The following is a 6,094-nucleotide window of genomic DNA, read 5'->3' on the forward strand; positions in this document are numbered from 1 at the left end:
GCGCAGATGAACTGCACGCCCTGCACGCCGCTGGCGATCATGTGGTCGACCGCGTTGCCGCCGCCGCCGCCGACGCCGATCACCTTGATCTGGGTGCCGAGGTCAAATTCTTCGATCATTTCGATGGCCATGTTGAACTCCAATCAGTTTGCAGTTGCCGTTGTGTTGCTGTGAATCTTGGTCTTGTGTTGCGGTGGTTCTTGCCTAGCCCGAAGGTGGGTCATGGCCCGCGTGCGGCGGCTTGGAGACGAAGTCGTTTCTTGCTGTTGTCATGGTTGCGAGCTCCCTGTGTGCTTAGAAGTTGCCGAGGAACCAGTCCTTGGCTCGCCCGAACAATGTCTTGACCGACCCTGCCTGCTGGGCGGCCTTGATGCCGCGCGCGCGGCCCAGCCGCGCTTCTTCGAGCAGGCCCATCACGGTGGCCGAGCGCGGGCTGGCCACCATGTCGTGCAGCGAACCGTGGTACGTGGGGATGCCCTTGCGCACCGGCTTGAGGAAGATGTCCTCGCCCAGCTCCACCATGCCGGGCATCACCGCCGCGCCGCCGGTGAGCACGATGCCGCTCGAGAGCAGCTCCTCGTAGCCGCTGTCGCGGATCACCTGGTGCACCAGCGAGAAGATCTCTTCCACACGCGGCTCGATCACGCCGGCCAGCGCCTGGCGGCTCAGCATGCGTGGCGCGCGGTCGCCCAGGCCGGGCACTTCGAGCTGCTCGCTCGGGTCGGCCAGCAGCTGCTTGGCCACGCCGTATTCGACCTTGATCTCCTCGGCGTCCTTGGTGGGCGTGCGCAGCGCCATCGCGATGTCGCTCGTGATCAGGTCGCCGGCGATGGGGATCACCGCCGTGTGGCGGATCGCCCCGTCGGTGAAGATCGCCACGTCCGTCGTGCCGGCGCCGATGTCGACCAGGGCCACGCCCAGGTCCTTCTCGTCGTCGGTCAGCACCGCATGGCTGCTCGCGCTCGGGTTGAGCACCAGCTGGTCCACCTCCAGCCCGCAGCGGCGCACGCACTTGATGATGTTCTCGGCCGCGCTCTGCGCGCCGGTCACGATGTGCACCTTCACCTCGAGCCGCCCGCCGCTCATGCCGATGGGCTCCTTGACCTCGTGGCCGTCGATCACGAACTCCTGCGGCTCCACCAGCAGCAGCCGCTGGTCGTTCGGGATGTTGATGGCCTTGGCGGTCTCGACCACGCGTGTCACGTCGACCGGCGTCACTTCCTTGTCGCGCACGATCACCATGCCGGTGCTGTTCTGGCCGCGGATGTGGCTGCCGGTGATGCCGGTGTAGACGCGCGTGATCTTGCAGTCGGCCATCATCTCGGCCTCTTTCAGCGCCTGCTGGATGCTCTGCACAGTCGCGTCGATGTTGACCACCACGCCGCGCTTCAGGCCGTGCGCCGAGGCAATGCCCAGGCCCGCCACGCGCAGTTCGCCGTCCGGCAGCACCTCGGCCACGACCGCCATCACCTTCGCGGTGCCGATGTCCAGGCCGACCACCAGATCCTTGTATTCCTTGGCCATCTGTTTCCCTCAGTTCCTTTTGCCGGGTGGTGTTGCCGCCACCGCGGTCGTGATGCCCTTGAGGCGCACCGCATAGCCCTCGTTGTGGCGCAGGTCGGCGTAGACCAGCGGACGCTGGTAGCGCTCGATCACCTGCGTCACCGTGGCCACGAAGCGCTGGCTGCGCGCCACCATCTCGTCTTCGCTGCCGCGCCCGAGCTCGATCTCGGCGCCGCTGTCGAACTCGGCGCGGTAGGAGCCGCGCCCGCTCATGCTGAGCGTGTCGATGTGCATCTCCAGCTTCTCGAACACCGGCACCAGCTTGCGGTACATGGCCAGCATCTCGGCCGAGCTGCCGTCCGGGCCTTGCAGCGTGGGCAGGTCTTCGTCTTCCACGTCGCCCAGGTTGGCCTGGAAGACCTCGCCTTGCTGATTGACCAACTGGTCGTCACCCTCCCTGGTGAGCCAGAACGCCGCCGGGCGGTGCTCTTCGAGCTGCACCGCGAGGCGGTTGGGCCACACGCGCCGCACGATGGCGTGGCGCACCCAGGGCACGGCCTCGAAGGCGCGCTGGCCGCGCGCCAGGTCGAGCGTGAAGTAGTTGCCCGCCAGCTGCGGCATGGCGTTGGCGCGGATGGTCGAGACGCTGTTGCGCGAGACCTCGCCCTCCACCTTGACCGCGCGGATGTTGAACACCGGCTGGCGCACCAGCCACATCAGCGCCAGCGCGGCCATCAGCACCGCCCCCACCACGAACAACACCGAGGCGGTGATGTTGAGCAGGCGCACGTCGGCCGGCAGGGCGGCGGCCAGGGGGGTGCGCAGGGCGGCTTGGGCGCGCATGGCGTTCCGGTCAGGCCTTTCGGGGCGCGGTGTCCAGCGCCGCGTTGGCCAGCAGGTGCAGGCACAGGTCTTCGTAGGGCATGCCGTTGGCAGCCGCCGACTTGGGCACCAGCGAGTGCGAGGTCATGCCGGGTGAGGTGTTCATCTCCAAGAGGTACGGCTTGCGGTCGCTCTTGCGGATCATCAGGTCGGCGCGGCCCCAGCCGCGGCAACCCAGCGAGCGGTAGGCCGCGACGACGATGCGCTGGATCTCGCGTTCTTCTGCTTCCGGCAAACCGCTCGGCACGTGGTACTGCACGACGTCGGTGAAGTACTTGTTCTGGTAGTCGTAGGCACCTTCGGGCGCGGCGATGCGCACCACCGGCAGCGCCACGGCATCCGGCCCCTGTCCCAGCACCGGGCAGGTGACTTCCTCGCCGTCGATGAACTCCTCGCACAGCACCTCGTGGTCGTACCTGGCGGCCAGCGCCACCGCATCGGCCATCTCGGAGTAGCCCTTGACCTTGCTCACGCCAATGGACGAGCCCTCGTGCGGCGGCTTCACGATCAGCGGCAGGCCCAGCTCGTCGGGAACCGCGCGCACGTCCTCGCGCGACTGCTTGTCGCTGGGCAGCGCCACGTAGCGCGGGGTGGGCAGGCCGTCGGCCAGCCACAGGCGCTTGGTCATCACCTTGTCCATCGCGATGCTGGAGGCCATCACGCCGGAGCCGGTGTAGGGGATGCCCAGCAGCTCCAGCGCACCCTGCACCGTGCCGTCTTCGCCGTGGCGGCCATGCAGCGCGATGAAGCAGCGCGCGAACCCCTGCTTCTTCAGTTCCGCCAGGTCCTGGACCGAAGGATCGAAGGCGTGTGCGTTGACGCCCTTCGATTGCAACGCGGCGAGCACACCTTCGCCCGACATGAGCGAGATGTCGCGTTCGGCCGAGGTACCGCCCATCAGCACCGCGACTTTGCCCAGCGCCTTCACATTGATGCTCATGTTTGCCCCTCGTTCGCGGCAACGCCGCTCACGATCCCCCGCGGGGATCTCGTTCGGCTTGGGGCGGCCCGGCGCTCGAACTCGTTCATGACGCCTCCTTCAACAACTCCGCCACCTGGCCCGCGACCGCACCGATCGTCCCGGCCCCCATCGCAATCACCACGTCGCCATCGCGCGCCTGCTCGGCGATCACCTCCGGCATCTGCGCGATCTCGTCCACGAAGATCGGATCGACCTTGCCCGCCACGCGCAACGCGCGCGCCAGCGAGCGGCCGTCGGCCGCCACGATGGGCGCCTCACCGGCGGCATACACCTCGCCCAGCAGCACGGCATCGGCCGTGCCCATCACCTTGACGAAGTCCTCGAAGCAATCGCGTGTGCGGGTGTAGCGGTGCGGCTGAAAGGCGATCACCAGGCGGCGGCCCGGGAAGGCGCCGCGCGCGGCCGCGATCACCGCCGCCATCTCCACCGGGTGGTGGCCATAGTCGTCGATCAGCGTGAACGTGCCGCCGCTGCGCGCGCGCTGCTCGCCGTAGCGCTGGAAGCGCCGGCCCACACCGTGGAACTCGCCCAGCGCCTTCACCACCGGCGCGTCGGGCAGCTCCAGCTCGGTGGCAACGGCCACGGCCGCCAGCGCGTTGAGCACGTTGTGCTCGCCCGGCAGGTTGAGCGTGATCTCCAGGTCGGGCATCACGACGCCATTGCGGCGCTGCGCGGTGAAACGCATCTGCCCGCCAACCAGCGCTTGCACGTTGACCGCGCGCACCTGCGCATCGGGCCCGAAGCCGTAGGTGATGACGGGGCGCGAGACCATCGGGATGATGGAGCGCACGCCGGGGTCGTCGCCGCACAGGATGGCCGCGCCGTAGAAGGGCATGCGGTGCAGGAACTCCACGAACGCACCCTTCAGCCGCGTGAGGTCGTGGCCGTAGGTGTCCATGTGGTCGGCGTCGATGTTGGTCACCACCGACAGGATGGGCATCAGGTTCAGGAACGACGCATCCGACTCGTCGGCCTCGACCACGATGTAGTCGCCCTGCCCCAGGCGCGAGTTGGCGCCGGCCGCGTTGAGCTTGCCGCCGATCACGAAGGTCGGGTCCAGCCCGGCCTCGGCCAGCGCGCTGGTCACCAGCGAGGTGGTGGTCGTCTTGCCGTGTGTCCCGGCAATGGCGATGCCGCGCTTCAAGCGCATCAGCTCGGCCAGCATCACGGCGCGCGGCACCACCGGCACGCGCCTGGCGCGGGCGGCGATGACCTCGGGATTGTCGGACTTCACCGCGGTGGAGGTCACCACCGCCTCCGCCCCGGCGATGTGGCCGGCTTCGTGACCGACGAACACCTTGATGCCCAGCGAGGCCAGGCGGCGCGAGGTGGGGCTGTCGCTCTGGTCCGAGCCCGAGACGGTGTAGCCCAGGTTGTGCAGGATCTCGGCAATGCCGCTCATGCCGGCGCCGCCGATACCGACGAAGTGAATGTGTTTGACGGCGTGCTTCATGTCTGCCCCTCGTCCGCCGGGTACGTCGGCCGATCCCCCATGGGGATGCGATCCGGCTTGGGGCGGCCCGGCGCTCGGATCGCTCTCATGCTGCGAGTGCCTCCAGTTCGTTGGCGACATGCGCAGCCGCCTTCGGCCGCGCCAGGGCCCGTGCCTTGGTCGCCATGTTGAGCAATGCCTCGCGCGTCAGGCTCTTCAGCATGTCGGCCAGGCGTTGCGGGGTCAGTTCGGTTTGCGGCAGGTGGATGGCGGCGCCCTGCCTGGCCATCCACTGCGCGTTGTCGCGCTGGTGGCTGGTGGTGCTCACGACCAGCGGTACCAGCACGCTGGCCACGCCGGCGGCGCACAGTTCGCTCACCGTCACGGCGCCGGCGCGGCAGACGATCACGTCGCAGCTCGCCAGGCGCTCGCTCATGTTGTCGATGAAGGGCAGCACCTCGGCATCGACCTGCACCTGGGCGTAGGCGGCGCGCACCTTCTCGAAGTGGGCGGTACCCGTCTGGTGGGTCAGGCGCGGGCGCTCGCCTGCCGGCAGCAGGGCGACGGCACGCGGCAGCGCCTCGTTCAAGGCGCTGGCGCCCAGGCTGCCGCCCACCACCAGCACGCGCAGAGGGCCCTGGCGGTGCTCGAAGCGCTCCAGCGGCGTGGGCAGGTTCTCGATCTCGGCGCGCACCGGGTTGCCGGTGACCACACCCTGCTTGACCTTGTGCGCCGCGTCGCCATCGAAGCCGAAGGCCACCTTGTCGGCGATGGGCAGCAGGCTCTTGTTGCTCAGCAGCAGCGCCGCGTCGGCGTTGACCAGCATCAGCGGCTTGCCGAGCAGCGAGGCCATCAGCCCGCCCGGGAAGCATACGTAGCCGCCCATGCCCAGCACCGCACTGGCGTGGCGCTTGCGCAGGATCTGCAGGCAGCTCCAGAAGGCGCCGAGCAAGCGGAAACCGCCGGTCAGCGTGTGCAGCATCCCTTTGCCGCGCAGGCCGCTGAACGTGATGTTGTCCATCGGGATGCCCGAGGGCGGCACCAGCTTGTTCTCCATGCCGTGCGTGGTGCCGAGCCAGCTGATGGTCCAGCCGCGCTTGCGCATCTCGGTGGCAACGGCGAGACCGGGGATCACATGCCCCCCCGTGCCCGCCGCCATGATCACCAGGTGCTTGCTCATGCGCGGCCTCCACGCATCAGCTGGCGGTTCTCGATGTCGATCCGCAGCACGATGGCGAGCGCCACCATGTTCATCAAGATGCCCGAGCCGCCAAAGCTCATCAGCGGCAGCGTCA

At 68.5% G+C, this 6,094-nt stretch carries 5 protein-coding genes and 1 pseudogene; all 6 read right to left on the reverse strand.

From position 1 onward, the window contains the following. Positions 1 to 131 (reverse strand): annotated as a pseudogene (locus tag VFL64_RS09100) (cell division protein FtsZ); the annotation flags it as partial. Between the two features lie 163 nt (positions 132 to 294). Further along, on the reverse strand, positions 295 to 1,524 hold the full coding sequence (ftsA, locus tag VFL64_RS09105) for a cell division protein FtsA (protein WP_489540062.1): 1,230 nt from the start codon (positions 1,522 to 1,524) through the stop codon (positions 295 to 297). Between the two features lie 9 nt (positions 1,525 to 1,533). Then, positions 1,534 to 2,346 (reverse strand): cell division protein FtsQ/DivIB, encoded by an 813-nt coding sequence (locus VFL64_RS09110; protein ID WP_489540063.1) that lies wholly within the window; start codon positions 2,344 to 2,346, stop codon positions 1,534 to 1,536. Positions 2,347 to 2,356: 10 nt separating this feature from the next. Further along, positions 2,357 to 3,325 carry a D-alanine--D-alanine ligase gene (locus tag VFL64_RS09115; protein ID WP_489540064.1) on the reverse strand — a complete coding sequence of 323 codons (969 nt, stop codon included), beginning with the start codon at positions 3,323 to 3,325 and terminating at the stop codon, positions 2,357 to 2,359. Positions 3,326 to 3,410: 85 nt separating this feature from the next. Beyond that, positions 3,411 to 4,820, reverse strand: coding sequence for a UDP-N-acetylmuramate--L-alanine ligase (gene murC, locus VFL64_RS09120; RefSeq protein ID WP_489540065.1), 1,410 nt, complete (start codon positions 4,818 to 4,820; stop codon positions 3,411 to 3,413). Positions 4,821 to 4,905: 85 nt separating this feature from the next. Next, positions 4,906 to 5,979 carry an undecaprenyldiphospho-muramoylpentapeptide beta-N-acetylglucosaminyltransferase gene (gene murG / locus VFL64_RS09125; protein WP_489540066.1) on the reverse strand — a complete coding sequence of 358 codons (1,074 nt, stop codon included), beginning with the start codon at positions 5,977 to 5,979 and terminating at the stop codon, positions 4,906 to 4,908. Positions 5,980 to 6,094: the final 115 nt, after the last annotated feature.

Origin of the sequence: Rhizobacter sp. (assembly GCF_035702065.1) — a bacterium.
In the GTDB taxonomy this organism is placed as follows: Bacteria; Pseudomonadota; Gammaproteobacteria; order Burkholderiales; family Burkholderiaceae_C; genus Rhizobacter.